Raw genomic sequence first — 26,432 nt, forward strand, 5'->3', positions numbered from 1 at the left:
CTCTCGCATCGGCGTGATACTGCGCCATGATCTATCTCGACCATCTGGCCTCGACGCCACTCGATCCGCAGGTGCTGGAGGCGATGCTGCCCTGGATGCGGATTGAGGCGGCCGGCAACCCGCACGCCGCCCATCCGGCCGGCTGGCGCGCCGCCGACGCCATCGAACAGGCACGGGGCGAAGTCGCCACGCTTGTCGGCGCCCAGCCGGGCGAGGTCGTCTTCACCTCCGGCGCCACCGAGGCCAATGCGCTGGCGGTGCTGGGCGGCGTGCCGGCGGGCGGCGGCTGCGTCGTCTCGGCGGTCGAGCATGCCAGCATCCTCGGCTGCCTGCCCGAACTGCGGCGGCGCGGCCATCCAGTGGCCGTTCTGCCGGTCGACGGCAGCGGCCGGGTCGATCCGGCCATCCTGGACAGCGCCCTGGCCGGCCTGCCGACCCCGTCGCTGGTGTCGGTGATGGCCGCCAACAACGAGGTCGGGACGGTCCAGCCCCTGGCGGAGCTGGCCGCGGTCGCCGCACGGCACGGCGCGACGATGCACAGCGACGCCGTGCAGGCGCTGGGCACGCGCACGCTCGACATGGCGGCGCTCGGGCTGCATGGGCTCAGCCTGTCGGGGCACAAGCTGTATGGGCCGATGGGCATCGGCGCGCTGATCGTCCGGCCGCCCCTCCGGCCGGTGCCGGCCTCGGCAGGCGGCGGACAGCAGCGCGGCCTGCGGGCGGGAACGCTGCCGACGCCGCTCTGCGTCGGGCTGGGTGCCGCCTGCCGGCTGGCTCGGACGCGGCGGGAGCAGGACGACAGCCGCATCGGCGCGCTGCGCGACCGGCTTTGGCAGCGCCTGCGGGACCGGCTGCCCGGCATCCGCCGCAACGGGGCGGCGGATGGGCTGGCCGGCTGCCTGAACGTCACCGTCCCCGGCATCGACGCCGCCGACCTGCTGCTGGATCTGCCGGAGCTTGCCGTCGCCACCGGGTCGGCCTGCCACAGCGGCGCTGGCGAGCCGTCGCATGTCCTGCTGGCGCTCGGCCTGTCTGCGGCGGACGCCCATGCCAGCCTGCGCTTCGGGCTGGGCCGTGGCACCACGATCGCGGAGGTGGACGAGGCGGCCGACCGGCTGGCAGCCGCGATAGGGTCCGCCATGCTGAATCCGGCGAAGCCGGGGGAATGAATCGCCGGGCCGGAGCGTCTCCTTCCCACTGGCTCCGCCGGCAAGGGCTGATCCGGCGGGCAATAACAACGGCAAAGGGAGAGAAACCATGATCGGTGCGAGCATCCGGACCGCGGCGGCGGCCGCCTTCCTGCTGGCGATCCCGGCGGTTGCGTCGGCGCAGCAGGCCGGCCCGTCCGCCATGACCTTCTTCGTCACCAGCACCGGCACCGGCAAGGGCGCCGATCTCGGCGGGCTGGCCGGCGCCGACGGGCATTGCCAGCAGCTGGCCCAGGCGGCGGGCGCCGGCAGCCGCACATGGCGGGCCTATCTCAGCACCCAGGCCGCCGACGGCCAGCCGGCGGTCAACGCGCGGGACCGCATCGGCAAGGGCCCCTGGCAGAACGCCAAGGGCGAAATGGTCGCCCGCTCGGTCGAAGAGCTGCACGGCACCAACGCCCTGACCAAGCAGACCGCGCTGAACGAGAAGGGCGAAACGATCAACGGCCGCGGCGACCAGCCCAACACGCACGACATCCTGACCGGGTCGCAGCCCGACGGCACCGCCTTCCCCGCCGGCCAGGACATGACCTGCGGCAACTGGACCAAGAGCGGCACCGAGGGCGCGGCCATGCTCGGCCACCATGACCGCATGGGCCTGGACGAGCAGCCGCCGGCGAAGTCCTGGAACTCCTCGCACGCCTCGCGCGGCGGCTGCAGCCAGGACGCGCTGAAGAGCACCGGCGGCGCCGGGCTGCTCTATTGCTTCGCGGCGAACTGAGCGGTTCGCCACCGGCTGCGGCGGGGGGATGGAGACGTCATTCCCCCGCCCCGTCCGTCGCGCTCAGAACACCAGACGCGCGCCGACCTTGACCACGGCACCCAGGGAGTCGGCCCCGGTGTCGATGTTGGTGTCGGCCATCATCTGCCACTGCGGCGTGATGCGATAGGCCAGATCGGCGAGGTAATGGCCGCTGGCGGCACCATTCTCCGGCAAGGTCCGCCGCGCCTGCAAGGACAAGGTCATGTCGCCGCGCCCATAGGCCAGCGCCGCGTTCAGGCTGCGCACCGACACGCCGTCGGACTCCTGCTGCTGGCGCAGGTCGCCGTCGAGCGTCACGCTCTGCCATGCGAACTGGGTGCCGACGATCCAGGACTGGCGCGGCAGGCGACGGCTGTCGCTGCGCACCCGCGCCCGGCTGGTCCCGGCGGAAAAGCGGGTGCTGATGCCGCCCATGAGGACGGTCTTGCGCACCGCCGCCTCCACCAGATGCATGGCCTCGCGCGGGTCGGGCATGTCGCCGGCACCGCGCGGCATCGGGGTGTAGCTGGCGCCCAGCTCGAAGCCGCGCAGCGGCGGGGTGTAATAGCTGAGCTTCGCCGTCCGGCTTCCGGCCCCGGTGGAGGCCGGAACGGCCGCCGCCCCGACCAGCCGGTTGCGGGCGCTGTCGGCCTGCCCGATCTCCAGCTCCCCCCACGAGACATCGACAGCCAAGAAATGGCGCTGATCTGAAAAACTACCCTTTTGGTATAGGATATCCGCAGATGCGCCGCTTGCCGATAAAATCGCCATTGCCGCCAGAATAGGCATGGAAATGTTTCGTTTCATTTGACAAGCCCTGTGCTGTTCGGCCGATGGTCGACTGTCCGTTTGGTAGGTACGGCTCTATGTATCCTTTCCGGTTTGAGGGATGTTCGTCTAAAATTCTGACAAAACTGTGACCCGCTCTTTGCATGCTGCGATGCAAAAAGTTCGAGTGACTCGCGTCATGCGGGAAGCGTCAGATCGGGACGGCTGCCCTGGCAAGCAGCAGTGGCTAGACCACCGCGCTCACCGTCACCCCTGCCGCCTCCAGCGCGCGGCGGACGGTCGCCGCCATGGCGACGGCGGTCGGCGTGTCGCCATGCACGCAGATGGTGTCGGCCACGATGGGCAGCCGGGTGCCGTGGCGGCTCTCCACCGCCCCGTCCAGCACCATCCGCACCACACGGGCCGCCGCCAGTTCCGGGTCGTGGATCACCGATCCGGCCACCGTGCGCGGCGTCAGGGTGCCGTCATCCTCATAGGTGCGGTCGGCGAAGGCCTCGCGCGCCACGCGCAGGCCCAGATCCTGGCCGGCACGCTCCATGGCACTCAGCGGCGGGACGACGAACAGCAGGGCGGGATCCACCGCCTTGACGGCGCGGGCGATGGCGCCGGCCAGATCCGGCTCCACCGCCGCCATGTTGTAGAGGGCGCCGTGCGGCTTCACATGGGTCACCTGCCGGCCCGACAGCGCGGCACAGGCCTGGAGCGCGCCGACCTGATAGGCGACCAGCCGTTCGACCTCCGTCGCCGTGATGCCGCGCATGACGCGGCGGCCGAAGCCGGAGCGGTCTTCGAAACCGGGATGGGCGCCGATGCGGACCCCCTTCTCCCCCGCCAGCCGGGCGGTGTCGGCCATGATGGTGGGATCGCCGGCATGGAAGCCGCAGGCGATGTTGGCGGAGGTGACGATGTCCAGCATCGCCCGGTCGTCGCCCATGGTCCAGGCGCCGTACCCTTCCCCCATGTCGCAGTTCAGATCGATGCTCGGCATGGCGTTTCTCGCTCGTTCAATCGTCGGAAGACCCCGGCGTTCTCACGCCGCATCCGACTGTCGCAGGGAATGGATGAAGCCGGCAACCTCGCTGCGCATCGCCCCCATCTGGTCGGTCAGCATGCCGGCGGCAGTGTCGAGTTGCGCAGAGGCGTCGCCGGTCTGTCCGGCCACCTCGGAGGTGGCATTCACGTCGCCCAGCAGGGCGCGCACGCCCTGGGCGGCTTCGCTGACGCCGCGGCCGATCTCCGCCGTCGCGGCGTTCTGCTCCTCGACCGCCGCGGCGATGGAGGCGCTGATCTGGCTGAGGCTCTCCACCACGCGGGCGATCTCGACGATCTCGGCGGCGGCGGAGCCGGTGGAGCCCTGGATGGCGCGGATCTGCGTCTCGATGTCCTCGGTCGCCTTGGCGGTCTGGGTCGCCAGCGCCTTCACCTCGCCGGCTACCACGGCGAAGCCCTTGCCGGCCTCTCCGGCGCGTGCCGCCTCGATGGTGGCGTTCAAGGCCAGCAGATTGGTCTGCTTGGCGATGGCGTGGATCAGCGTCACCACCGCCGACACCCGGTCCGACGCCTGGACCAGCCCGGCCACCTGATCGGTGGCGCGGCCGGCGCGGCGCGACGCCTCGTCGGCGATGGATTGCGAATGCTGGGCCTGGGCCGAGATCTCGCGGATGGAGGCGACAAGCTCGTCCACCGCCGCGGCCATGCCGTCGACCGAGGCATTCACCGCCGCGGCGTTGCCGGCGGCCTGCCGGCTGACCTGCCCGTTGTGGTCCGCCACCCCGGCAAGGCTGCGGGTGGCGAGCCCCATGCCGTCGGTCGTGCGCATCACCTCGCCCAGCCTGCTGCCGACGCGCCGCTCGAAATCGTCGGCGACCGCGGCGATGGCGGCATGCCGCTCCGCCTCGGCCTGCCGGCGCAGTTCAACCTGTTCGGTCTCAAGCCTCTGCTTGGCGGCGCCCTGCTCCTTGAAGACCTGGACGGCTGCGGCCATGCGGCCGATCTCGTCGCGGCGGTCGAGCGACGGCACATCGACCGCGCCCTCGCCGGCGGCCAGCCGGGTCATCACCCCGGTCAGGCGGACGATGGGCCGGGTGGCGCCGCGCACCATCAGGAAGAGCACGCCGCACAGCGCGACCAGCGCCGCCAGCCCGCCGCCGGCCAGCAGCCACGCCCGCTCCGCCGCCTGACGTTCGGCCCGGCGGGGCGACAGGTGGATTTCCACGGTGCCGAGCTTGTCCATCCGGCTGCCGGCCTTGCGCAGAATGTCGGCATTGCGGACCAGCACCGACGGGTCGCCGTCCGACACGGTGCCGCTCTTGGCGAAGACCTGTCCCTTGGGATCGAGCACCCGGCTGCCGAGATAGTCGGGATCGTTGGTGAGTGCCGCCAGCTGTGCCGCGGCGGATTCGGCATCGACGTTCCACAGCGGCTCCGCCAGCCCGCCGGCGATGACGCGGACGGTGACCGCCGCCTTGTCCTGCAGTGCGCTGCGGGCATCCTCGCGGTTGACGGTGACGACGGCGGCTATGCCGGTCGCGCTGATGACCGTAACCATCAGGGCGATGGGAACGACGACACGCATGGCAAGGGTACGGCCCACACGCTGCAGCATCAGGTCCACTCCATCTGTGGGTTTTGGGGCGTTGGAAAGCGAAAGATCAGTCCCAGCCGGTGACAGCGCCGCCGATCAGGTTGAAGCCGAGCAGCCGGCCGCTGTCGTAGAGCGCGAAGCCGCCGGCCGATTGCAGGAGTGCCGGCAAGCCGTCCACCAACTCGCGATGGCGGGCCTGGATGCGCCCGGCCTCCGCCGCGTCGACGGCGGCGAAGCGCAGCCGCTCGCCGGGCCGCATCTGCGCCAGCGCCGCGACGTCCGGCCCGACGACGCAGGCGATCTTGGGATAGCCGCCGGTGGTCTGGCGGTCGGCCAGCAGCACGATGGGCCGCCCGGTGCCGGGAACCTGCACGGCGCCCAGCGGGATGCCGTCCGACGTGATGTTGAAGCCGCGGGCATGCTCGATGACGGGGCCGTCCAGCCGGCAGCCCATGCGGTCGGCCTCATGGCTGACGGTGTAATCCTCTTCAAGGAAGGCTTCGATACCGGCAGGGGTGAAATACTCCTGCTGCGGACCCAGCATGACGCGCAGCCGCCCTCCCCGCGCCGGCAGCAGGGAGGGGTCGAGGCAATGCTCGCCCCGGTCCGCCGCCTGGTCGAGGGCCAGCGGCAGCCGGTCGCCGGCCTTCAGCGCGCCACCTTCCAGACCACCCATACGGCTGCGTATGTGGGTGGCGACGCTGCCCAGCACCGGCTGGAGCGCGAAGCCGCCTTCCACCGCCCAATAGCCGCGCATGCCGCTGCGCAAGTGCCCGATGCGCAGGGTCTGGCCGTCGGTCAGACGCAGGCTGGTCCAGCCCGGCACCGGGTCGCCGTCCACCGTCAGCTCCGCATCGGCGGCGACGGCGATGCGCACCGGCCCGCCCTCGACCGTTACGCTGTCGCCGGCCAGGGTGAACTCCACCGCCCCCTCCCCCGGCCGATTGCCGAGCAGGGCGTTGGCAGCGGCATGCAGCAGCGGATCGGCCGCCCCGGCGACCGAGACGCCGTAGCGCTGATAGCCGACCCGGCCGCGGTCTTGGATGGTGGAGCTGGGACCGGCGGCCGCGACGCGCAGATGGGTGGTCATGCGGCAGCTCCCTGCATCAGGGCGATGGACGGCGTTACTGTTTCGCAGTCCGGCAGATAGCCGCTGATGCCGTCCAGCCGGTCATATTCGGCAGCACTGATCGCGGTGAAGCGGATGCGGTCGCCAGGGGCCAGCAGGAAGGGCGGTTCCCTCTTGAGATCGAATGTCCGGGCCGGGGTGCGGCCGAGCAGATGCCAGCCGCTGGGCATGGCGATGGGGGAGATCGCCGCCTGTGCCCCGCCCTGCATGACGCTGCCCGCCGGTGTGACCATGCGCGGGTTCTCGCGCCGGGGCTGGTGCAGCATCTCCGGCAACCCGCCGAGATAGGCGAAGCCGGGCGAGAAGCCCAGCATGTAGACCCGGTAGTCGGCGGTGCAGTGCAGCCGCACCACCTCCTCCGTGCCGAGGCCGCAGCGGCGGGCCACCTCGTCCAGATCCTCGCCATGGGCACCGCCGAAGCAGACCGGCACAATCCAGCGCAGCTGCGGTTCCGCCGCCGCCTGCGTCATCTCTGTCGCCAGCCCGAGCAGGGCTTGGCCCAGCGGTTCCGCCGCCGTCACCGCCGGATCGAACTGCACAAGGATCGAGCGGTATGTCGGTACCGTCTCAACGATGCCCGGCAGCCGGGCGTCGGCGATGCGGCGGTCGAGCCGGTGGACGGCGGCATTCAGATCCGGGGCGATGCCGTCGCCCAGTTCGACGATCAGGGCACTGTCCCCGGCCGCCCGCAGAACGGGGGCCGGGACCGGGGTGGTCACGCTCATGGCGGATTCTCGAAAGCTGGTCGAAGGGGAAGGCGACCGCCGGTCAGCGGGCGTTTTTCAGCGGGCGTACTTGTCCAAAATCTGCTGGTAGGCGCCGCTGGCCTTCATCGCCGCGACCCCGGCGTCGAATTCGTCGCGCAGCTTTGCGGTGTCGCGCGCCTTGGTGAAGGCGATGTAGCTGGGGATGTCCTGCACCGCCGGGGTCAGTTCCTTGACCTTGTCCAGGGCGCCGGCCTGCTTCAGGAAATACTGCGCGACATAGCGGTTGCTGGGCATCACCTCGAACCGGCCGGAGACCAGTTTCTTCACGTTGCTGTCGCTGTCGTTCGACTTCTCCACCGCCGGCAGCACGCCGGTCTTGATGGCGTCGTCGACGATGGAGCCGTAGCTGATCTGGTTGACCACGCCGAACTTGTGGTCGGCCAGCTTGGACAGGTCGCCGTCGAAGCTGACGGCGCTGTCCTTCGCCACGAACAGCGAGACCACCTGCGGCACCAGCACCTGGGTCGAGTAATTCAGGAACTGCTCGCGCTCCGGCGTCTTGTAGGCGGTGAAGACGGCGTCCGCCCCGCCGTCGCGCACGGTGTCGAGCGCGCGGGCCCAGGGCATGATCTCCACCGTCACGCTATGGCCGGCGGCCTTCATCGCCTCGGTCACGATGTCGTAGGCGATGCCGGCCGGCTTGCCGCCATCGTCATAGATCAGCGGCGGGAAGCTGAGCGCCACCATGCGCAGCTGGTCGGCCGAGGCCGGCGCCGCGGCGGCGGTCAGCAGGAGAACGGAGCCCAGAACGCTGGAAGAGAGCAGGCGGACGGAAAACGGGGTCTGCATCGGGCAAGCCTCCACCGTGTCCGCAAGGGGGCGGAATGCCCGCGCGGCGGCCGGTATCGCAGGGGATGAAGCGGGGGAGAGGAGCGGTCAGAGCACCGACAGGTGCGTGTTCAGCAGATCGGTGATCAGCATCGCGCCGGGGCTGTGGGTGATGGCGATGGGCGGGCGGGCGGTGCGGATCGCGACCTGTGGCGTCACCCCGCAGGCCCAGAAGACCGGCACCTCGCCGGGCTCGATGGGGACCGCCTCGCCATGTTCCGGGTGGGCGATGTCGCGGATGCCGATGGCGGCCGGGTCGCCGAAATGCACCGGCGCGCCATGCACCGACGGGAAGCGCGACGTGATCTGGATGGCGCGGATGGCGTCCTTCGGCACCATCGGCCGCATCGACACCACCATGTTGCCGCTGAAGCGGCCGGCCGGGGTGCAGGGGATGTTGGTCTCGTACATCGGCACATTGCGGTTCATCGCGATGTGGCGCACCGGCAGCCCGTCGGCCAGCAGGGCCTCCTCGAAGGAGAAGGAGCAGCCGATCAGGAAGGCGACGAAATCGTCCTGCCACAGGTCGCCGATGTCGGTCGGCTCGGCTGACAGCACGCCGTCGCGATAGACGCGGTAGCGCGGCACGTCGGTGCGGATGTCGATGTCATGGCCCAGCGTCGGCAGGCGCGGGTCGCCGACCTCCGACACCGCCAGCAGCGGACAGGGCCGCGGGTTCGCCTGGCAGAAGCGCAGGAAGTCGCCGGCCCAGTCGGCCGGCAGGATGGCGAGGTTGGCCTGGACATGGCCGGGGGCGAGGCCGGCGGTCTGGCCGCTGTTGGCGCCGCTGCGGATGCGCAGGCGTTCGGCGGCGGCGGTGAGCGGAGTGGTCGTCATGGGGATGGTCCGGAAAAGGAGTTGGGAGGATGGCGTTCGTCGATGGAAGAACTTCTCACATGCCCAGATACGCCTGCCGCACCTCGTCGTTGCCGAGCAGGTCCTGGCCGCTGCCTTCCATCACGACGCGGCCGGTCTGGATGACATAGCCGCGGTCGGCGATCTCCAGCGCGCGGTGGACGTTCTGTTCGACCAGCAGCACGGTGATGCCACGCTGGCGGATCAGCTGGATGGTCTCGAAGATGCGGGTCACCAGCTTGGGCGCGACGCCCCAGGAGGGTTCGTCGAGCATCAGCAGGTCGGGCTGGCTCATCAGGCCGCGGCACATCGCCAGCATCTGCTGTTCGCCGCCCGACAGGGTGCCGGCCTGCTGGCGGCGGCGTTCGCCGAGCACGGTGAAGGTGTCGTAGGCGAATTGGAGCGTTTGCTCGCGTTTGGCCGCATCGCCGGTGGTGAAGCCGCCCAGCATCAGGTTCTGTTCCACCGTCAGGCGGGGGAACAGGCGGCGGCCTTCCGGCACCAGCACCAGCCCGCGCTTCACCCGCTCGTGGGCGGGAACGGACGAAATGTCCTGGCCCTTCAGCAGGATCGAGCCGCCGTCGAGCGCGTTCAGCCCGGCGACGGCACGGAGCGTGGTCGACTTGCCGTTGCCGTTGCCGCCGACGAGTGCCACGATCTCGCCCCGGTTCAGGGTCAGGCTGATGTCGCGGATGGCGGGGACGCGGCGGTAGCTGGACTGGATGTTGCGGACCTGCAGCATCGCCTCGCCTGCGGGTGCGACAGAGACGGCGACGGGGCGGACCGGTTGGGACAGCGTCGGTTGCAGCATCGTCTCATTCCCCCAGATAGGCGGCGATGACCGCCGGGTTCTCGGCGATCTCGGCCGGCGTGCCGTCGGCGATCTTGGCACCGTAATCGAGAACGAGCATCCGGTGGGCGATGGGCATGATGCCCTCCATCACATGTTCGACGATGATGCTGGCGATGCCGCGCTGGTGGATGCGGTGGACCAGGGCAGAGGCCTCGCGCACCTCGGTCGGGTTGAGACCGGCCATCACCTCGTCCAGCAGGATCAGCTTCGGTTCGGTGGCGAGCGCACGGGCGACCTCCAGCCGCTTCTGTTCCGACACCGTCAGGTCCGACGCCGGGGTGTCCGCCCGGTGCGACAGGCCGACGAAGGCCAGCTCGTCCTCCGCCCGCTCGCGCGCCTCGGACACCCGCTTGTTGCGCAGCATGGCGCCGACCATGACATTTTCCAGCGCCGTCATCGACTGGAAGACGCGGACGATCTGGAAGGTGCGGGCGATGCCGAGTGCTGCCGCCGATTCCGGTGTCGAGCCGGTGATGTCGTGGCCTTCGAAGGCGATGCGGCCGGTGGTCGGGGTGTGGAAGCCGGCGAGGCAGTTGAACAGGGTGGTCTTGCCGGCGCCGTTCGGACCGATCAGCCCGATGATCTCGCCATGATGGACGACGAAGCTGATGTCGCGGTTGGCGACCAGACCGTCGAAGGCCTTGCCCAGGCCGTCCACGGCAAGCAGGGGGGCGGTGTTCACGGGCGGATCTCCTTGGCGCTGGTTTCGACCTCGGCCGGCTTTGCTCCCGGCAGGTGGCGCCGCAGGTCGCCCAGAAGCCCCAGCACGCCGGACGGGCTGAACACGGCGACCAGGATGATCATGGCGGCGTAGATGATCATGTCGGTGCCGGAACCGGTGCTGCCGAACAGGGTGCGGCTGTATTCCTCGATGGTGATCAGGATGACCGCGCCCAGCACCGGGCCGGTCAGCCGGCCCACCCCGCCCAGGATGGCGATCAGCGCAATCTTGATCGAGATCGTCCCGGCGAACACCGAACCCGGATCGATGAACATCTCCTTCTGGGCGTAGAAGCTACCGCCCATCGCGGTCAGGAAGGCCGACACCGTCAGCGCGATCAGCTTGTAGCGGGTCAGGCTGACGCCCAGCGCGCGGGCCGCTTCCGGCTCGTCCTTGATGGCGCGGAAATAATAGCCGATGTGGCTGCGCTCGATGGCCCAGGACACCAGCACCGTCAGCACCAGCAGGCCGAGGATGACGTAGTAGTAGGGAAGCTTCGACAGGAAGATCAGCACGCCCCAGCCGCTCTGGTCCATCGGCAGGTAGAGGCCGACGGCCCCTTCGAGGGCGTCGCTGTTGGTGACCAGGATCTGCATGATCTCCGCCACCGCGATCGTCGCCATGGCGAAATAATGCCCCTTCAGCCGGAAGCAGGGCCAGCCCATGACGAGCGCGAAGGCCGCCGCCACCAGCCCGCCGGCGAGCGCGCCGATCCAGGGCGTCAGCCCCAGCGTCAGCAGCAGCATGGTCGAGGTGTAGGCGCCGATGCCGTAGAACACCGCATGGCCGAGCGAGACCTGTCCGGCATAGCCGCCGACGATGTTCCAGGCGACGCCCATCTGGGCGCCCATCAGGATCAGGATCAGGAAGTTCTGCTGCGACGGCTCGGTGACCGCCAGCGGCAGGACGGCGGCGAGCGCCAGCAGGGCGGCGGTGCCGGCCATCTTACGGGAAACATTGGTTCCGGTCGTCATCAGGCTTTCCCCAGCAGGCCGCGCGGACGCACCAGCAGTACGATCAGCAGCAGCGACAGCACGATGGCGGTCTTGTATTCCGGGCCGACCAGAAAGCCGCCCAGCACCTCGATCAGCCCGACGATGATGCCGGCCAGGAAGGCGCCGGTGACGCTGCCGAAGCCGCCCAGCACGACCACCACGAAGGCGATCAGGATGAAGTTCGACCCCACCTCCGGGAAGATCGGGAAGAAGGTGGCGATCAGCCCGCCGGCCAGACCGGCGCAGGCCGCGCCGATGCCCCAGGCGAGCGCGAACATCTTCTGGCCGTCGATGCCCATCAGGGTGGCCGCCTCACGGTCGATGGCGGTGGCCTCCAGCGCGGTGCCGAGCCGGGTGCGGTGCAGGAACATCCACAAGGCACCGGTGACGCCGACGGCCCCGAGCGCGGCGACGAACTGGGGCAGGCCGAACTGCACCGGACCGAAGGCGACGTTGCCGCTGACGAGGCTGTGCGGGATCAGCCGGTGGTCCGGCTTCCAGAAGAACTGCGCCAGACCGCGCAGCAGGATCATCAAGCCGAAGGTCGCGAAGATCTGCGACAGCATCGGCGCCTTCAGGATGCGGCGGATCACCGTCTGGTAGACGATGACGCCGACCGCGAACAGCAGCAGCGCCGTCAGGGGAAGCGCCACGATGGGGTCGATGGCGAAGAGGGCGAAGGCCCAGAAGCTGGCATACATGCCCAGCATCAGGAATTCGCCATGGGCGAAATTGACGATGTCCATCACGCCGAAGATCAGCGTCAGACCGACCGCGACCAGGGCGTAGATCAGCCCGATCAGGAGGCCCGAGACGAGCACTTGGAAGAGAATGTCTGCGGTCATTGCAGCACCCTTTTTGCGGTCAGGGTGGGCCGGAAGAGATTTGACAAGCGGCATATCCCCCTCTCCCCCGGGGAGAGGGCCGGGGTGAGGGGGACGCGCGGCGTGGCGATCCCGAAGGTCCCGCCATGCATCCCCCTCACCCTAACCCTCTCCCCGGGGGGAGAGGGGATTGCGGGCGCGCTGATCAAAGCCCCAATTGAAAGAATGCAACCTCAGCGGCCGTCCCAGGCGGGCATCGGGTAGACGACCGGCTTGGTCGCCACGTCGAACGGCCACACCGTCACATACTGGCCGCCCTGGACCTGGACGATGATGCCGGTGCCCAACTCGTTCTGGCCGCTGGCGTCGAACTTGACGCCCTTCCACGGCATGATCAGGCCGCTGGCCGGGATGTCGGTCTTCTGGAGCGCCTCGCGGATCGCGTCGGGCTTGGTCGAGCCGGCACGGTCCAGCGCGTCGGCCAGCACGGCGATGCCGGTGAAGGCGCGGGCCGAGTTGCCGTTGAAGTTCACGCCCGACCGCTTCTGCATCAGCTCGTTGACCTGTTTGATCAGCGGGTTGCGCTCGGCCTGATCGAGCGCCCAGAACCTCGCGGCTGATGACGAACTCGCCATCCTTGCCCATGGTCTTCAGGAACTCGCTGTCGTTGAAGCCGGCATCGTTGGCCAGCAGCATCTTCGGCAGGAAGCCCAGCTCCTTGTAGGTCTTCATCGACAGGATGGCGTCGCCGAGATAGCTGGACTGCATGATGACCGCCGGGGCGGCGGCCTTGATGCGCTGCACCTCCGACGTCATCTGCGTCGTCTTCGCCGGATAGAGGATCTTCTCGGCGATGGTGAACTTCTGCTCCTCCGACAGCTTCACCTGAAGCTTGGTCGTCTCGTTGCCCCACAGCGTGTTCTCATTGAACAGCGCGACGCTGCGCAGCGTGTCGCCGGTCTTCTTCTCCATGTCGCCGAGGAAGGTGAAGAAGTTGCCGACGAACAGGTCGTCATGCGGCGTGGTGCGGAAGAACCATTTGAACTTGCGCTGGGTCAGCGAGGCCGAGGAGGATTCGCCGTTCAGGAAGGGCACGCCATAGCGTTCGGCGACCTGGCTGGCGGTGGCGGTGACGTTGGAGAAATAGGCGCCGGTCAGCGCCACGACCTTCTCGCTGGTGATCAGGCGCTCGGCCTCGGTGGCGCCGACCTGCGGGTTGCCCTGGTGGTCGCCGAAGATCAGCTTGATTTTCGCACCCTTCAGGTTCGGCAGGCCAATGCCGGCGACCAGACCCGGCGGGGCCGGGATTTCCTTGTTGACGATGGCCGCGGCCAGTTCGGCGGCGGCCTTCAGCTCGACGCCGGTGGAGGCGGCGGCACCGGTCAGCGGATAGATCACGCCGATGCGGATCTCGTCCTCGGCATGGGCCGGAGCGATGTCGAGGCCGATGCCGGTCAGCGCGGTCGTGGTCAGCAGGGCCGCCGCGGCAAGCAGGCGCTTGATCGTCTGGCGGCGGCTGGGGAGGCTGCCTTTGGGCAGGCGGGTGGGTTCGGTGATCGCTGGCGCGAACCGCATCGTGAAATCTCCTCTGTTCGGTGCCTTGGTGGCTTGCGGCGCCTGCCTTTGCGGCTGGTCGTTTGCGCCTTCTGAACAGGATGATGCCACGAACAGTCTTGGGTCCGTCCAATCGTAAGTTTTGATCTGGATTGATAAGCGGAGACGATCAATCGTCTGCTGATATGCGGGGCGCCTCGTTGCCGGTGGCCGCCTCGTATTCGGCAGCCACCGCGGCGGCCAGATCCGCGACCACCGACGCCATGTGGTTCTCCGCCGTGGCGGAATGGGCGGCGCAGAAGGTCATTCCGGGCAAGGGCGCCTGCGAGCGGATCAGGCGCAACCGGCCTTCCGCCAGTTCCCGCTGGACGATCACCGTCGGGATGACGCTGACGCCCACCGCGTCCACCGCCATGCGGACGACGCTGGCGAGCGAGCTGTTTCCGAACATCCGCACCTGCAATCCGACGGAGGAGAACATCTCGCGGATCACGCCATAGGGCTGGGTGGTGCGGGAAAATGTGATGATCGGCCAGGCCGCCAGATCGCGCAGCGACACCGGCTCCTCCGGCAGGGGCAGGGACGGGCTGACCACCCAGCCCAGCGGATAACTGCCGACCGGGACCGACCGGAACCGCACGTCGGTGTAGGAGGCCAGCATCACCGCCACGTCCAGCTCGTGCCGGGCGAGCGCATCGCGCATGCTGGGCGAGGTTTCGACCTCGATCTCCAGCGACACCGCAGGGTAGAGGGCGTTCAACCGTTCGATCAGCTGGCTGAGCCAGGTGTGGACCACCGTCTCCGCCACGCCCAGCCGGATGACGCCGCGGATGGCGCTGCGGTCGGCCACCGCGGTCAGCAGCTCCGATTTGAGCGCCATCATCTTCTCGGCATAGGTCAACAGCACCATCGCCTGCGGCGTCGGCGCCACCCGCCGGCCGACGCGGTCGAACAGGACGACGCCCAATTCGTCCTGCAGCTGGGCGATGCGGGCGGAGATGGCGGGCTGTGTGGTGTTCAGCCGCTCCGCCGCCCGGCGGAACCCGCCGAGCCGCATCGTCCAGATGAAGATCTCCAGCGACTTCAGGTCCAGCATGCCTCACCCATCCCCGTCCCGGATCATCGCACGCCGTACAATCGCCGCAGCCCTGTCAGTCCCGCTCGTCCAGCGCCGCCAGTTCAACCTCGATCACCGCCAGCCGTTCCCGCAGCCGGTCGCGTTCGGCCTCCAGCGCCTCGCGGCGGCTGACATGGTCGAGGGCGCGGTTCCGCAGGTCGCGCTTGAACCGGACAATCTCCGGCCGGGTCACGTCGGGCCGGATCAGGTTGCTCTGGTCGGCCAGCCGCAGCTGCTCGCCGGTCAGGGTGGCAAGCTGGTAGACGGTGGCGTAGCTGGGCGGCAGCTTCGCCCCCGGCAGCCGACCGCTGTCCACCGCCTCCGCCACCATGCGCAGCTGGTAGGCGACCTGATAGCCGAAGGGCAGCTCGTTCTCGACCATCGCCTGGAACTCGCCATGCGGCAGCCGCGCCCGCGCCTGGACCAGATAGCGGCCGATCAGCAGGAACTTCTCCTGCGCGCTGCGCCAGAGGGTGGAGATTTCCTGGACGAACTCCTCGCGCCGGACGAGGTCGACCGTCGCCTCCGACATGCGCTCGATCCGCTCGTCCACCGCGATGTGGCGACGGGCCTGGGCCTTGGAAACCTGCTTGAACCCGCTCATTGCGCCAGCTCCAGTTCATGGCGGACAAAGGCCCAGACACCGGCGACATGCTCGGCCCCCTTGCCCCCCTTCAGCTCCAGCAGGCCGAGACCGCGGCCGGCGGTGAACTGGATGTCCTCGTAGTCGGGAACCTCGACCGGGCAGATCCGGCCGTCGCCCAGCAGCTTGCGCTGCGCCTCGGTGAAGCCGCGGGTGCGCGGCTTGACGCGGTTCATCACGAAAGCCGCGTTCTTGCCATAGCGGCGGACGAAGCGCATCCAGGGCCGGACGGAGTCCAGATCGTCGTCGCTCTGGCCGGTCGGCACGACGATCAAGTCGGACGACAGGGCCAGCAGCTTGAATTCCTCCGGGTGGTCCTCGATCGACGGCGGCGTGTCGATGACCAGCAGGTCGAACCCCGCGATGCCGTCCAGGGCCGCCCGGATGTCGAGCGGCGTCATGCCCGCCTCAAAATGGGTGATGGACGCCATGCCGTCCGGCCGCTTGGCGAACCATTTGGTCAGACTGCGCTGCGGATCGAGGTCGAGCGTCGCCACCGCGCATCCGTCGAGCGCCGCCGCAACCGCGATGTTGCGGCTGAGCGTCGTCTTGCCGATCCCGCCCTTCGGACCATTGACCAGCAAGCGCTTCACCGGCACGTGTCCCGTGTCGTTGCTCATTCCCGTGCCCCTTATCGCCATCGGCTGATGGCCCCTTTTACCAAAGCCAGGCCGTGGCGCAAATCTAAGACATGTCTTAACTTCGCAGCATCCGGACAGGGTGTCGCCCCGGCCACAGGCGGAACACCTAAGACAGAAAACCGCACCATCATCGCATACGGCGCATGGCCGACGCCAGCACCGGACGCACCGCACCGGTCGCGCAGCCGGTCTCCCCGGCCCGTTCGCCCGCCATGGCAATGGCGCGCAGCCGGGCGGCAAGGGCATTTTCCTCGGCACAGGCCTCCTCGCACAAGGCGCGGATCTCGGCAATGCTCGGCCGCCATTTGCGGGTACGCCGCCACCGGCGTGCCGCCTGATCGATGGCCCAGGCCGGGAACTCGCCCAAATCGTCGGCCCAGTCCATCGCGAGCAATTGCTCCACCTCCGGGCTGGTCGCCTTTGCCGGAAAATGGCTCAGCAGAGCCAGCACCCGCCCCAGCAAATGGTTGGCCGATGCCGGAGCCAGGATGGTATCGGCGATCTCCGACAGAGCGTGGCGGGCCAGTGCGGCATGGCGCGGCGTCACCCCGTCCGGTGGCGTCCAGTCCTCAACGACATCGGCGAAGCCGTCTTCGGTGAAACGGCTGTGGCGTCCGACCTGTCCGCGGTCGAGAAGGCGCTGCAACGGTTCCGGCAAGGCTTCGCGGAGCATCCGGTTGCGCAGGGCCGGCGCCATCGCCGGGTCGAAGGGCAGCGGCAGGCCGGGCGGTGCGGCAGCCGCAGAGGAGGTGGTGGGGAACTGGTGCAGGTTGCTCATGCGATCCCCCAGGGGGTGGCGGGTGTGTTCGACCCTGTGTTCGGCGGCGTGTGGTTCAGGCGGGCGGCAACGCTGGCCCAGGCCGACAGGCGTTGTTCGGCGTTGGCGGCGGAATTCGGCCCGGAGGCGGCAGTGCGGGGCGTGGTCCGCGCTGTGCGCTCGTCCGGCCCGCGGCTGTTCGGTCCGCGGGCGCTTGCCGCGGGCTGTTGCGCCATACGGCCGGCGTCCTGCAGCAGCCAGGATCGCCACGCCGCGGCCGGATCCCGGTAGCGGTAGCCATGGGCCCGGCATTGCAGGACGAAGCGTTCGGCATGGCTGTCGATGTCGAGGTCGGGAAAGCGCTCTGCCGCCCATTGCCGGTCGGCCGGGGGAGGCGCCCAATCGGGGACAACCGGCTTGGCGGCGACCGGTTCGGCGGCATCGGCAGGGATGCACGACGTGCCCTTGTCCGCACGCCGGTGGAGCGTGTCAGGAATCTGTTCTGGTTCAGGCTGTTCCTGACTCGTGGCTGAACAGGGGGAGTTCGTGGACGAGTTAGCGGGGATGTCCACCCCTGCACCGTCCTGCGCCCCGCCCGACGCGATCAGCGCCAGCCGGTAGCGGCAGCTCGAGACGCCCGCCATTGGCCGAGCGGCGGTGTTCGATGCCGACCAGCCCGAGCGCCTCCAGCCGGCCCAGGATCCGGTTGACGGTCGGCCGGCTGCGTTTCAGCTTGTCGGCCAGCGTCGCCTGCGACGGCCAGCACACCCCCGCCTCGTCGGCGTAGGTGCTGAGCGCCGCCAGCACGGCGAGGCCATCGGCGTCGAGGTCGGGGTGGTCGAGCCACCAGGCCGGGATCCGGCCCAGCGATTCTGTCCGGTGTGCGTTTGCCGGGTGGGGTTTTGCCCGCCGGGGTGCAGGCTTGCGGTCCTGTTTGTCATCTGTGGCGATACTCCTCCGCGCCCCTGGACGCGAGATTGGCGCAAGATTGGCCGCATGATCGGCCGTCGCGATTGGTGCGGAGGATTCGGAGCGGTCGGCGGAAGAGTCGAATCGCGGGCTCGCACTCCATGAAGCCGCAGCCCGCGGATGGTCAGCGACAGCCCGCGACCGTAAAGCCCCTGCCCGCGACCATGGAGCATCGGCCCGCGATTGGCCGGCGATGCCGCGCCGAATCGGGATCCTGGCGCCTTTGGCCGCGGATGTGGAGCGATTGCCCGCGATTGCCGGCGGCCCGCAGCCCGCGAACCTGGAGCAACAGCCCGCGATTGGCCGGCGATGCCGTGGCGATGGTGTGAATCGCGGGCAATCCGGTGCCGAAGCGATCCGCATCCGCCCCCTATGGAGCGGCAGCCCGCGGTTCGCCTCGCCGCGATTCCCGGCCGGCGGGGCCGATTCTCCCCGATTCTTCAAGGGCTCGCGGAGTTCGGCCCCGGCGATGCCGCGTCCGGGCGGCAATCGCGGGCTATCGCTCCATGACCGCGGGCCGTTGCTCCATCATCGCGGGGTGCCACACCATATCCGCGGGCTGTCGCTCCATCCCGGATGCGGTAAACTCACTGCGTTCTGTTGCACCGGCGGGTCCGCCGCGCCATGGTTACTCCCGACATCCGGAGACGTTCATGACCAAGATGGCCCCGACCAGCGCCGCACAGCTCATCCTGTTCGAGCTGGAAGACCGTTCGCAATCGCACCTGATCGCGCTCTACGATCTGGCGCCGCGCTTCGTCTTCGTCTCCCGCGACAACGACAAGGAAAAGGCCGCCAAGGACAAGGGCGAGCTGGTCACCAAGGACAACTTCATCAAGTCGGTGCGGCGCGAGTTCGCCTTCCGCGGCCGCAATTACCGCCTGACCGTCCAGCCCGCCCGTATCGACCGGCTCAGCACCGCCAAGAAGGACGACCGCGCCCCCGGCGCCGGTCCGGATCTGGTCGAAGTGGAGATCTTCCCGTCGGAGCGCGAACAGGTGGTGGAGCAGGTCGTCCGCCGCCTCGCCATGGACCGCTCGCGCCTGTCTCTGACCGGCGAGAACCGCGACAAGGTGCAGATGCGCTTCAGCCTCTACGAGATCCAGCGGGAGCTGCGGGCGGTCAACCACACCCTGTCGATCCAGGACATCCGCGAATCCCTGACCATTCTGGCCCGTTCGCGCATCATCATCTCAACCGGCGGCAGCGCCGAGCCGGGCAAGAAGAGCCGCGGGCAGAACCTGCTGGAATCGACCGCCTTCCCGGTGCTGGCGATCCGCTCGCGCCCCGATCTGGTCGATGAGGACGGTGGGGTCGAGGAGACCTATCTGGAGTTCAACCCGCTGGTCTCCGCCGCCATCCGCGACCTGGAGTTCAAGCCGGTCTCCTACGCCTGGCTGATGAAGCTGAAGTCGCCGGTGTCGCGCTGGCTCTACAACCGCCTGTCCATCGAGTACGACACCGCCGACGACGAGGCGAAGCCGGTGTCGATCAGCGCCGACGAGATCATCAAGAACAGCGGCATGAACGAGTGGTCGCGCCGCCGCGACACCTTGCGCGTGGTGACCTCCGCGGTAGACGCCCTGGTGGACGAGGGCATCCTCGACATCGCCGACAAGGAATACACCAAGGTCGGCAAGCGCATCGACGCCATCGACTATGTGCTGACGCCGTCGCAGAAGTTCCTCGATCAGGTCCGCCGCGGCCGCCGGGTGCAGATCACCAACATCGACCTGCTCAAGCAGATCGTCGGCAACGCCATGCGGCCCGACGGCTTCGTGCCGTTGAAGGCCGGCGAGGTGGCGGAAATGCGCAACAAGCGCGCCAAGCGGCTGGCCGATCCGGCGAAGGCCGAACAGGCCAGCCTGCCGCTGCCGAAGAAATAGCCGCTCAGCGTGCCAGCAGGCGGCGCGCCACCAGCGTGATGGCGGTCCCCAGCAGGGCGCCGGCCAGCACGTCGGACGCCCAATGGCGGTGCTTGACCACCCGGCCGCTGGCCATCGCCGCAGCGGCGCCGTAGATCATCAGGCTTTGTGCCGGCGACCGGCTGACCGTGGCGAGCGCGGTCGCGGCGGCGAAGGCGCTTCCCGCATGGCCGGACGGTAGCGAGCGGGCGCTGATCTTCTTGCCCGGCCGCTGCCGCGGCTCGCATTCGTCGGGACGGCGGCGCTTGACGTAGCGCTTGATGGAGCGGCTGGCCGTCGCCGTCGCCACCAGCCCGAGGACGCCGACACTGCCGGCGCGGCGCAGATCCTCCTGTCCGGTCAGCAGTCCGACAAGTCCGGCGATGGCGAAGCTGGGGATCAGGACCGGCCGCTTTATGACGTAATGGCCCGCGCTTGCCAGCACCCGGCTCATCGGTCCCGGATCGCAGGTGACGATGTCGTGGACCTGGGCGTCGAGCGCATCGACCGCCGTCAGAGCCGGCTGAAGCACCGCCGGTGCGGGCCGCCCGCCATAGCCGATGCCGCCGCCCGGATTCTCGATGCCGCCCTGCTCAACATTCTGTTGGATGATGTCGCTCAACGCCGGTCCCCTGCATGCCGCGCCGCGAAAACCGGCGCAGCAGGGGAACGCGGCGGATGCGGGGGCGGTTCCCCGCCCCCACGTGCCTGTCGGCTTCTGTCAGCCCTGTGCTGGCCGCCAGCCGGCGAAGGCGTTCAGCAGTGCGGTCAGCACCCGCTGCAGGCTTGAAGCCCGGTCCGGGCGATAGGCGAAGGGCGGCGCCTCCTCGTCCATGTAGCGGTCCTGCGCCAGTTCCATCTGGATGGCGTGGACGCCGTTCGCCGGCTGGCCATAAGCGCGGGTGATGTGGCCGCCGACGAAGCGGCCGTTGGTGACGCAGGTCAAGCCTTCCGCCGCCGCGGCGCTCTCCATCGCCGCGACGACCTGGGCGGCCAGCTGCGGATCGATGCTGGCGCCGCGCGCCGTTCCCAGATTGAGGTCGGGCAGGCGTCCGTCGAACAGCCGCGGCACATGGCTGCGGATCGAATGGGCGTCATAGAGCAGGGCGAAGCCATGCCGTGCCTTCACCCGCTCCAGCTCCGCCGCCAGCGCATCGTGGTAGGGGTGCCAATAGGCCTCGACCCGCTGCGCCACTTCGGCCTCGTCGGGGGCTTGGCCGTCGCGGTAGAGCGGCGTGCCGTCGAACATCACGTCCGGGCAGAGGCCGGTGGTCGCCTGTCCGGGATAGAGGCTCTCGCCGGTCGAGGCGCGGTTGAGGTCGACGACATAGCGGGAATAGCGGGCGCTGAGCAGCGTGGCGCCCATGTCCTTGGCGAAGCCGTACAGGCGCGGGATGTGCCAGTCGGTGTCGCGCAGGGTCAGCGCCTCGTCCGTCAGCCGCTCGGCCAGACCTGGGAAAAGGTCCGTGCCGCAATGGGGCATGCTGATGACCAGCGGCCCGTCGCCTCGCTCCAGATCGAAGATGGTGTCGGTCATTGTGCGGTCTCCAGGGATACCGGCATCAGATGGTCGAGCGACCCGTCGCGCACCAGGGTACCGATGGCGGCCGAGATCCGGGGCGAAGTAACGGTCGACCTCGTAACGCGGCACCTGGGCACGGATGGTGGCGATGGCCTGCTCCAGCCGCTCCGTGGTCTTCAGCGGGCGATGGAACTCCAGACCCTGAATCGCGGCCAAAAGCTCTATACCGACGATGTCGGCGACATTGCCGGCGATGTCGCCCAGCCGGCGCGCCGCGAAGGTCGCCATGCTGACATGGTCCTCCTGGTTGGCGGAGGTCGGCAGGCTGTCGACGCTTGCCGGGTGGGCGAGCGTCTTGTTCTCCGACGCCAGCGCGGCGGCGGTGACATGGGCGATCATGAAGCCGGAGTTCAGCCCCGGTTCGGCGACCAGGAAGGGCGGCAGGCCGCTGATGGTGGTGTCGATCAGCATGGCGATGCGGCGTTCGGCGAGCGCACCGATCTCCGACGCGGCGATGGCGAGCTGGTCGGCGGCCATCGCCACAGGTTCCGCATGGAAGTTGCCGCCGGACAGCACCTCGTCGGTGTCGACCAGCACCAGCGGGTTGTCGGTGACGCCGTTGGCCTCGATCACCAGGGTGCGCGCGGCCTGCCGCATCTGGTCGAGCACGGCGCCCATCACCTGCGGCTGGCAGCGCAGGCTGTAGGGATCCTGTACCCGGTGGCAGTCGGGGCCCTGGTGGCTGGCGTTCAGCTCGCTGCCGGCCAGCATGTCGCGGAAGGCGGCGGCAACGGCGATCTGGCCGGGCTGGCCGCGCAGCGCGCTGATGCGGGCGTCGAACGGACGATGGCTGCCCATCACGGCCTCGACCGATAGGGAGCCGGCGACCAGCGCCGCCTTGAAGGTGCGCTCGATCTCGAACAGGCCGGCGAGCGCCAGACCGGTCGAGACCTGTGTGCCATTGATAAGGGCGAGACCCTCCTTGGCCTTCAGGTCGAAGACCGGCAGCCCGGCGATGCGCAGACCCTCTTCCGCCGGCAGCGTCTCGCCCTTCACCCGGACATGGCCGATGCCGAGCAGCACGCCGCAGAGATGGGCCAGCGGCGCCAGATCGCCCGAGGCGCCGACGGAGCCCTTGCCCGGCACCACCGGCAGCACGTCGGCCTCATAGAGCTTCAGCAGCGCGTCGACCAGCGCCGGCCGGACGCCCGAGGCGCCGACGGCGAGGCTGACCGCCTTGATGACCAGGATCAGCCGCACCACGCCATCGGCCAGCGGGGCACCGACGCCGGTGGCATGCGACAGGATCAGGTTGCGTTGGAGCTTTTCCAGATCGCTGGCCGCGATGTGGGTGTGGGCGAGCTTGCCGAAGCCGGTGTTGACGCCGTAGACCGCCTCGTCGCCGCCGGCGATCCGGTCGATCAGGGCGCGCGAGCGTTCCATCCGCGGATAGGCCGCCGGGTCGAGCGTCAGGGCCGGACGGTCGCGGTAGATGCTGCGCAGCGTGTCGAGCGACAGCGCGCCCGGAACCAGAGTGATGGTCTCGCTCATCCCAGAAGTCTCCCAAGTGTCTTTTTGAAGCGTTCGGCGATTTCGTCCTCGCGCGGGTGGCGGCGGTCGCGGACGACGGCGCGTCCGGCGATCAGCACGTCCCGGACGAGGGGGAGTGTTTCCGGCGAAAATCCAGCCATCCAGCAGCGCGTCGCCGCCGGATACCATTTGCGCCGCCAGTAGCGGGTGGTCGGTGTCGAGCACGACGATGTCGGCGCGCAAGCCCGCGGCGATGCGCCCGGCCTCGAAGCCGGTCGCCTGCGCGCCGCCGGCCTGGGCATCCTCGACCAGCCGGCGGGCGGTGGAGCGGCGGGGGCCGCCGGCCAGCACGGTGCGCCGTTCGCTGGTCAGCCGCGCGCCGTACTCCAGCCAGCGCAGTTCCTCCACCGGGCTGACGGAGATGTGGCTGTCGGAGCCGATGCCCCAGCGCCCGCCCTGGGCCATATAGGATTGGGCGGCGAAGAAGCCGTCGCCGAGATTGGCCTCGGTTGTCAGGCACAGACCGGCGATGGCGCCGCTGGCGGCGACGCCCGCCACCTCGGCGTCATTCATGTGGGTGGCGTGGATCAGGCACCAGCGGCCATCGACCGGCTGGGTGTCGAGCAGATGCTCCACCGGGCGTCGGCTGCGGTAGGCGACGCAGTCCTCGACCTCCCGGCGCTGCTCGGCGATGTGGATGTGGATCGGGCCTTGCGGGTTGGCGGCGACGGTCTCGGTCAGGAGTTCGTCGGGGACGGCGCGCAGCGAATGCGGGGCGATGCCGAGTTGCACGTCGTCAGCGTCGCCATAGCTGCGGCGCAGGGCCGTGGTCAGCCGGTCGAACCCTGCCCCGTCATGGATGAAGCGGCGTTGCCCGGAGGTCGGCGGCGTGCCGCCGAAGCCCGACGCGTTGTAGAGCACCGGCAGCAGCGCAATCGGCAGACCGGCGGTCCTTGCGGCGGCGATGGCGCGGTGGCTCATCTCCGCCGGGTCGGCATAGGCGCTGCCGTCGCGGTCGTGGTGCAGGTAATGGAATTCGGCGATGGCGGTGAAGCCGGCCTTCAGCGTCTCCACATAGAGCTGGGCGGCGACCGCCTCGAAATCCTCCGGCTCCATGCGGTCGAGCGCCCGGTACATCACATCGCGCCAGCTCCAGAAGCTGTCCGAGCCCTCGCCGGAGGATTCGCCCATCCCGGCGATGGCGCGCTGGTGGGCGTGGGAGTGCAAATTGGCGATGCCGGCGACCGCCGCCCCGGCAAAGCGCTCCGCATCGGCCGGGCAGGCGGAACCGGGCGTCGCCGTAACGATCCGGCCCCGGCCGTCCACCGTGACCAGCACATCCTCCGCCCAGCCGTCCGGCAGCAGCGCCGAGGCAAAAAACAGGTTGCTCATGAGGGCGCCCTCGCTATTATAGACAACACTATACAAGTATAGGCAACCTGATGCCAAGAGGGTTGCTGCACGAACTTGTAGGAAGGAGCCGAACCGATGCCGACCAGTGCGCCGTGGGAATTCCCTGTGGATCGACCTGTCCGTTGCGACGATGAACGACGGGGAAGGCTATGGCGCCATCGCCGACGCGGCGGTGGGCATCAAGGACGGCCGCATCGCTTATGTTGGGCCGCGCACCGAGCTGACCGGCGCACCGGAGGATCTGGCGACCGAGGTGCAGTCGGGGCAGGGCGGCTGGATGACACCCGGCCTGATCGACTGCCACACCCACCTCGTCTATGGCGGCAACCGCGCCCGCGAGTTCGAGATGCGGCTGAACGGCGCCAGCTATGAGGAGATCGCGCGGGCCGGCGGCGGCATCCTGTCCACCGTCACCGCCACCCGCGCCGCCAGCGAGGACCAGCTTCTCGCCGCCAGCCTGCCGCGGCTGGACAGCCTGCTGGCCGAGGGCGTGACGACGGTGGAGGTCAAGTCCGGCTATGGCCTCGACACCGAAACCAGAGACGCGCATGCTGTGCGTCGCCCGCCGGCTGGCCCAGGTCCGCCCGGTGGAGGTGCGGACGACATATCTCGGCGCCCACGCCCTGCCGCCGGAATTCAAGGGGAATGCGGACGGCTACATCGACCGCATCTGCACCGAGACGCTGCCGGCTATCGCCGAAGCGGGCCTCGCCGATGCGGTGGACGCCTTCTGCGAAGGGATCGGCTTCTCCGTCGCCCAGACGCGCCGGGTGTTCGAGACGGCGAAGCGGCTCGGCCTGCCGGTGAAGCTGCATGCCGAGCAGCTCAGCAATCTCGGCGGCGCCCGGCTGGTGGCGGAGTTCGGCGGGCTGTCGGCCGACCACATCGAACATCTCGATGAAGAGGGCGTCGCCGCGATGGCCAAGGCCGGCACGGTCGCGGTTCTGCTGCCCGGCGCCTTCTACGCTCTGCGCGAGACCAAGATGCCGCCCATCGAGCTGCTGCGCCGCCATGGCGTGCCGATGGCGCTGTCCACCGACAACAACCCCGGCACCTCGCCGGTGACCTCGCTGCTGCTGATGCTGTCGATGGGCTGCACCTTCTTCCGCCTGACCCCGGCGGAGGCGCTGGCCGGCATCACCCGTCATGCGGCCAAGGCGCTGGGGCTGGACGACCGTGGGGTGATCGCGCCGGGCAAACGCGCCGATCTGGCGGTCTGGCGCATCGAGCATCCGGCGGAACTGGCCTATGCCATCGGCCTCAACCCCTGCATGGCGGTGGTCAATGGCGGGGTGGTCCGCAAGCCGCACGTCGAAGCGGGGGCCGCATGAGCGACACCATCTCCACCGCCCAGCCGCGCTATGCCCAGATCAAGGAGGCCATCCGCCGCCGGATCAGCTCCGGTGACTGGCCCGAAGGCTTCCAGATCCCGTCGGAGCATAAGCTGCTGGAGGAATTCTCGGTCAGCCGCATGACGGTCCATCGCGCGCTGCGCGACCTGACCGACGAGGGGTTGCTGACCCGCGTCCAGGGGCTTGGCACCTTCGTCGCCGAACGGCCGCCCAGCACCGACGTGGTGGAGCTGCGCAGCATCGCCGACGAGATCGCCGAACGCGGCAACGTCCATGCCTGCCGGGTGGAGCGATTGCTCGCGGTTGCCGCCGATGCCGGGCTGGCGCGCCGCTTCAACCTGCCGGTCGGGGCGAGGCTGTTCCATTCCATCGTCGTCCACAGCGAAAGCGACGTGCCGGTCCAACTGGAGGAACGCTGGGTCAACCCGGCGGTGGCACCCGACTATATCGACCAGGACTTCACCCGCCAGACGCCGGGCGAGTACCTGATCCGGCTGGAATCCTCGCCCCAGGTGGAACACGTCATCGAAGCGGTGTCGCCGACGGCGGAGATCGCCCGCCTGCTCGACATCCCCGTCACCGAGCCCTGCCTGCGCGTGACCCGCCGCACCTGGGTCCAGGGTCGGGTGGTGACGGTGGCGATGCTGGTCCATCCCGGCAGCCGGTACCGGCTGGGGGCGCGGTTCCAGCTGCCGCCCCATTAGCAAGAACCGACCCTAGAAACGCACATCCCTC

Annotated in this window: 24 protein-coding genes and 3 pseudogenes; 5 read left to right on the forward strand and 22 right to left on the reverse strand. The window is 69.2% G+C overall.

What is annotated here, in order from left to right:
* The first annotated feature begins 26 nt into the window (after positions 1 to 26).
* Together ACWPN3_RS09340 and ACWPN3_RS09345 are read left to right on the forward strand one after the other, a co-directional pair.
* On the forward strand, positions 27 to 1,169 hold the full coding sequence (locus tag ACWPN3_RS09340) for a cysteine desulfurase family protein (RefSeq protein ID WP_492243085.1): 1,143 nt from the start codon (positions 27 to 29) through the stop codon (positions 1,167 to 1,169).
* A gap of 88 nt (positions 1,170 to 1,257) precedes the next feature.
* Positions 1,258 to 1,929 carry a hypothetical protein gene (locus tag ACWPN3_RS09345; RefSeq protein ID WP_492243086.1) on the forward strand — a complete coding sequence of 224 codons (672 nt, stop codon included), beginning with the start codon at positions 1,258 to 1,260 and terminating at the stop codon, positions 1,927 to 1,929.
* A 63-nt stretch (positions 1,930 to 1,992) separates the two neighbouring features.
* Here ACWPN3_RS09345 and ACWPN3_RS09350 read toward each other — a convergent pair whose 3' ends face one another.
* The 18 genes from ACWPN3_RS09350 to ACWPN3_RS09435 all read right to left on the reverse strand — a co-directional run bounded on the left by ACWPN3_RS09350 (position 1,993) and on the right by ACWPN3_RS09435 (position 17,814).
* Complete coding sequence (locus ACWPN3_RS09350) at positions 1,993 to 2,757, reverse strand: porin (protein WP_492243087.1); 765 nt, start codon at positions 2,755 to 2,757, stop codon at positions 1,993 to 1,995.
* 208 nt (positions 2,758 to 2,965) lie between these two features.
* The gene (locus tag ACWPN3_RS09355; RefSeq protein WP_492243088.1) at positions 2,966 to 3,727 is read right to left on the reverse strand and encodes a LamB/YcsF family protein; all 762 of its coding nucleotides are present in this window, start codon (positions 3,725 to 3,727) and stop codon (positions 2,966 to 2,968) included.
* Positions 3,728 to 3,769: 42 nt separating this feature from the next.
* Positions 3,770 to 5,344 carry a methyl-accepting chemotaxis protein gene (locus tag ACWPN3_RS09360; protein ID WP_492243089.1) on the reverse strand — a complete coding sequence of 525 codons (1,575 nt, stop codon included), beginning with the start codon at positions 5,342 to 5,344 and terminating at the stop codon, positions 3,770 to 3,772.
* Positions 5,345 to 5,390: 46 nt separating this feature from the next.
* Positions 5,391 to 6,413: a 5-oxoprolinase subunit C family protein gene (locus ACWPN3_RS09365; protein ID WP_492243090.1), complete on the reverse strand. Its 1,023-nt coding sequence runs from the start codon at positions 6,411 to 6,413 to the stop codon at positions 5,391 to 5,393.
* The gene (gene pxpB, locus ACWPN3_RS09370) at positions 6,410 to 7,177 is read right to left on the reverse strand and encodes a 5-oxoprolinase subunit PxpB (RefSeq protein ID WP_109095715.1); all 768 of its coding nucleotides are present in this window, start codon (positions 7,175 to 7,177) and stop codon (positions 6,410 to 6,412) included. The genes ACWPN3_RS09365 and pxpB overlap by 4 nt, the downstream gene beginning before the upstream one ends.
* A 57-nt stretch (positions 7,178 to 7,234) precedes the next feature.
* A complete protein-coding gene (locus ACWPN3_RS09375) occupies positions 7,235 to 8,008 on the reverse strand; it encodes a substrate-binding periplasmic protein (protein WP_492243092.1) in 774 nt (257 codons plus the stop codon).
* Between the two features lie 87 nt (positions 8,009 to 8,095).
* On the reverse strand, positions 8,096 to 8,884 hold the full coding sequence (locus tag ACWPN3_RS09380; RefSeq protein ID WP_109095717.1) for a putative hydro-lyase: 789 nt from the start codon (positions 8,882 to 8,884) through the stop codon (positions 8,096 to 8,098).
* Between the two features lie 55 nt (positions 8,885 to 8,939).
* Positions 8,940 to 9,713: an ABC transporter ATP-binding protein gene (locus ACWPN3_RS09385; protein WP_492243093.1), complete on the reverse strand. Its 774-nt coding sequence runs from the start codon at positions 9,711 to 9,713 to the stop codon at positions 8,940 to 8,942.
* 4 nt (positions 9,714 to 9,717) lie between these two features.
* On the reverse strand, positions 9,718 to 10,437 hold the full coding sequence (locus ACWPN3_RS09390) for an ABC transporter ATP-binding protein (protein ID WP_247872749.1): 720 nt from the start codon (positions 10,435 to 10,437) through the stop codon (positions 9,718 to 9,720).
* On the reverse strand, positions 10,434 to 11,450 hold the full coding sequence (locus ACWPN3_RS09395; RefSeq protein ID WP_492243094.1) for a branched-chain amino acid ABC transporter permease: 1,017 nt from the start codon (positions 11,448 to 11,450) through the stop codon (positions 10,434 to 10,436). The genes ACWPN3_RS09390 and ACWPN3_RS09395 overlap by 4 nt, the downstream gene beginning before the upstream one ends.
* Positions 11,450 to 12,316: a branched-chain amino acid ABC transporter permease gene (locus tag ACWPN3_RS09400; RefSeq protein WP_109049546.1), complete on the reverse strand. Its 867-nt coding sequence runs from the start codon at positions 12,314 to 12,316 to the stop codon at positions 11,450 to 11,452. Before ACWPN3_RS09400 ends, ACWPN3_RS09395 begins: the two co-directional genes overlap by 1 nt.
* 141 nt (positions 12,317 to 12,457) lie before the next feature.
* Positions 12,458 to 13,870, reverse strand: coding sequence for an ABC transporter substrate-binding protein (locus tag ACWPN3_RS09405; protein WP_492261289.1), 1,413 nt, complete (start codon positions 13,868 to 13,870; stop codon positions 12,458 to 12,460).
* 148 nt (positions 13,871 to 14,018) lie between these two features.
* On the reverse strand, positions 14,019 to 14,945 hold the full coding sequence (locus ACWPN3_RS09410) for a LysR family transcriptional regulator (protein WP_109095721.1): 927 nt from the start codon (positions 14,943 to 14,945) through the stop codon (positions 14,019 to 14,021).
* A 55-nt stretch (positions 14,946 to 15,000) separates the two neighbouring features.
* On the reverse strand, positions 15,001 to 15,570 hold the full coding sequence (locus ACWPN3_RS09415) for a hypothetical protein (RefSeq protein WP_109095722.1): 570 nt from the start codon (positions 15,568 to 15,570) through the stop codon (positions 15,001 to 15,003).
* Positions 15,567 to 16,229, reverse strand: coding sequence for a ParA family protein (locus ACWPN3_RS09420; RefSeq protein ID WP_098738091.1), 663 nt, complete (start codon positions 16,227 to 16,229; stop codon positions 15,567 to 15,569). The genes ACWPN3_RS09415 and ACWPN3_RS09420 overlap by 4 nt, the downstream gene beginning before the upstream one ends.
* Before the next feature lie 148 nt (positions 16,230 to 16,377).
* Entirely contained in the window at positions 16,378 to 17,028 is a 651-nt protein-coding gene (locus tag ACWPN3_RS09425; RefSeq protein ID WP_492243095.1) for a hypothetical protein, read from the reverse strand.
* Complete coding sequence (locus ACWPN3_RS09430; protein ID WP_492261290.1) at positions 17,025 to 17,579, reverse strand: hypothetical protein; 555 nt, start codon at positions 17,577 to 17,579, stop codon at positions 17,025 to 17,027. Before ACWPN3_RS09430 ends, ACWPN3_RS09425 begins: the two co-directional genes overlap by 4 nt.
* Positions 17,563 to 17,814 carry a helix-turn-helix domain-containing protein gene (locus ACWPN3_RS09435; protein ID WP_492261291.1) on the reverse strand — a complete coding sequence of 84 codons (252 nt, stop codon included), beginning with the start codon at positions 17,812 to 17,814 and terminating at the stop codon, positions 17,563 to 17,565. The genes ACWPN3_RS09430 and ACWPN3_RS09435 overlap by 17 nt, the downstream gene beginning before the upstream one ends.
* A gap of 815 nt (positions 17,815 to 18,629) precedes the next feature.
* Here ACWPN3_RS09435 and ACWPN3_RS09440 point away from each other — a divergent pair.
* On the forward strand, positions 18,630 to 19,862 hold the full coding sequence (locus ACWPN3_RS09440) for a plasmid replication protein (RefSeq protein WP_109095725.1): 1,233 nt from the start codon (positions 18,630 to 18,632) through the stop codon (positions 19,860 to 19,862).
* A gap of 4 nt (positions 19,863 to 19,866) precedes the next feature.
* Here ACWPN3_RS09440 and ACWPN3_RS09445 read toward each other — a convergent pair whose 3' ends face one another.
* The 4 genes and pseudogenes from ACWPN3_RS09445 to ACWPN3_RS09460 form a co-directional block, all read right to left on the reverse strand.
* Positions 19,867 to 20,502: a phosphatase PAP2 family protein gene (locus ACWPN3_RS09445; protein WP_492243097.1), complete on the reverse strand. Its 636-nt coding sequence runs from the start codon at positions 20,500 to 20,502 to the stop codon at positions 19,867 to 19,869.
* A gap of 99 nt (positions 20,503 to 20,601) precedes the next feature.
* Positions 20,602 to 21,417, reverse strand: coding sequence for an N-formylglutamate deformylase (gene hutG / locus ACWPN3_RS09450; protein ID WP_492243098.1), 816 nt, complete (start codon positions 21,415 to 21,417; stop codon positions 20,602 to 20,604).
* A pseudogene (gene hutH / locus ACWPN3_RS09455) lies at positions 21,414 to 22,953 on the reverse strand (histidine ammonia-lyase). Before hutH ends, hutG begins: the two are co-directional and overlap by 4 nt.
* Positions 22,954 to 23,127: 174 nt before the next feature.
* A pseudogene (locus tag ACWPN3_RS09460) lies at positions 23,128 to 24,324 on the reverse strand (formimidoylglutamate deiminase); the annotation flags it as partial.
* Between the two features lie 96 nt (positions 24,325 to 24,420).
* Between ACWPN3_RS09460 and hutI the strand changes: the two are divergent.
* Together hutI and hutC are read left to right on the forward strand one after the other, a co-directional pair.
* Positions 24,421 to 25,676 (forward strand): annotated as a pseudogene (gene hutI / locus ACWPN3_RS09465) (imidazolonepropionase).
* Positions 25,673 to 26,401, forward strand: a complete 729-nt coding sequence (hutC, locus tag ACWPN3_RS09470) for a histidine utilization transcriptional repressor HutC (RefSeq protein ID WP_109095730.1) — start codon at positions 25,673 to 25,675, stop codon at positions 26,399 to 26,401. The pseudogene hutI and the gene hutC overlap by 4 nt, the downstream one beginning before the upstream one ends.
* Positions 26,402 to 26,432 lie beyond the last annotated feature (31 nt).

This window comes from Azospirillum sp. UENF 111221 (genome assembly GCF_058780625.1).

What these genes read in the sequence shown, in the direction of transcription:
- hutC (WP_109095730.1), top strand. Translation starts at nt 25,673, where the DNA reads ATGAGCGACACCATCTCCACCGCCCAGCCGCGCTATGCCCAGATCAAG.
- ACWPN3_RS09375 (WP_492243092.1), bottom strand. Translation starts at nt 8,008, where the DNA reads ATGCAGACCCCGTTTTCCGTCCGCCTGCTCTCTTCCAGCGTTCTGGGC.
- ACWPN3_RS09365 (WP_492243090.1), bottom strand. Translation starts at nt 6,413, where the DNA reads ATGACCACCCATCTGCGCGTCGCGGCCGCCGGTCCCAGCTCCACCATC.
- ACWPN3_RS09350 (WP_492243087.1), bottom strand. Translation starts at nt 2,757, where the DNA reads ATGAAACGAAACATTTCCATGCCTATTCTGGCGGCAATGGCGATTTTA.
- ACWPN3_RS09405 (WP_492261289.1), bottom strand. Translation starts at nt 13,870, where the DNA reads ATGCGGTTCGCGCCAGCGATCACCGAACCCACCCGCCTGCCCAAAGGC.
- pxpB (WP_109095715.1), bottom strand. Translation starts at nt 7,177, where the DNA reads ATGAGCGTGACCACCCCGGTCCCGGCCCCCGTTCTGCGGGCGGCCGGG.
- ACWPN3_RS09340 (WP_492243085.1), top strand. Translation starts at nt 27, where the DNA reads ATGATCTATCTCGACCATCTGGCCTCGACGCCACTCGATCCGCAGGTG.
- ACWPN3_RS09345 (WP_492243086.1), top strand. Translation starts at nt 1,258, where the DNA reads ATGATCGGTGCGAGCATCCGGACCGCGGCGGCGGCCGCCTTCCTGCTG.
- ACWPN3_RS09360 (WP_492243089.1), bottom strand. Translation starts at nt 5,344, where the DNA reads ATGCTGCAGCGTGTGGGCCGTACCCTTGCCATGCGTGTCGTCGTTCCC.
- ACWPN3_RS09425 (WP_492243095.1), bottom strand. Translation starts at nt 17,028, where the DNA reads ATGAGCAACCTGCACCAGTTCCCCACCACCTCCTCTGCGGCTGCCGCA.
- ACWPN3_RS09420 (WP_098738091.1), bottom strand. Translation starts at nt 16,229, where the DNA reads ATGAGCAACGACACGGGACACGTGCCGGTGAAGCGCTTGCTGGTCAAT.
- ACWPN3_RS09410 (WP_109095721.1), bottom strand. Translation starts at nt 14,945, where the DNA reads ATGCTGGACCTGAAGTCGCTGGAGATCTTCATCTGGACGATGCGGCTC.
- ACWPN3_RS09355 (WP_492243088.1), bottom strand. Translation starts at nt 3,727, where the DNA reads ATGCCGAGCATCGATCTGAACTGCGACATGGGGGAAGGGTACGGCGCC.
- ACWPN3_RS09380 (WP_109095717.1), bottom strand. Translation starts at nt 8,884, where the DNA reads ATGACGACCACTCCGCTCACCGCCGCCGCCGAACGCCTGCGCATCCGC.
- ACWPN3_RS09395 (WP_492243094.1), bottom strand. Translation starts at nt 11,450, where the DNA reads ATGACGACCGGAACCAATGTTTCCCGTAAGATGGCCGGCACCGCCGCC.
- ACWPN3_RS09415 (WP_109095722.1), bottom strand. Translation starts at nt 15,570, where the DNA reads ATGAGCGGGTTCAAGCAGGTTTCCAAGGCCCAGGCCCGTCGCCACATC.
- ACWPN3_RS09400 (WP_109049546.1), bottom strand. Translation starts at nt 12,316, where the DNA reads ATGACCGCAGACATTCTCTTCCAAGTGCTCGTCTCGGGCCTCCTGATC.
- hutG (WP_492243098.1), bottom strand. Translation starts at nt 21,417, where the DNA reads ATGACCGACACCATCTTCGATCTGGAGCGAGGCGACGGGCCGCTGGTC.
- ACWPN3_RS09440 (WP_109095725.1), top strand. Translation starts at nt 18,630, where the DNA reads ATGACCAAGATGGCCCCGACCAGCGCCGCACAGCTCATCCTGTTCGAG.
- ACWPN3_RS09385 (WP_492243093.1), bottom strand. Translation starts at nt 9,713, where the DNA reads ATGCTGCAACCGACGCTGTCCCAACCGGTCCGCCCCGTCGCCGTCTCT.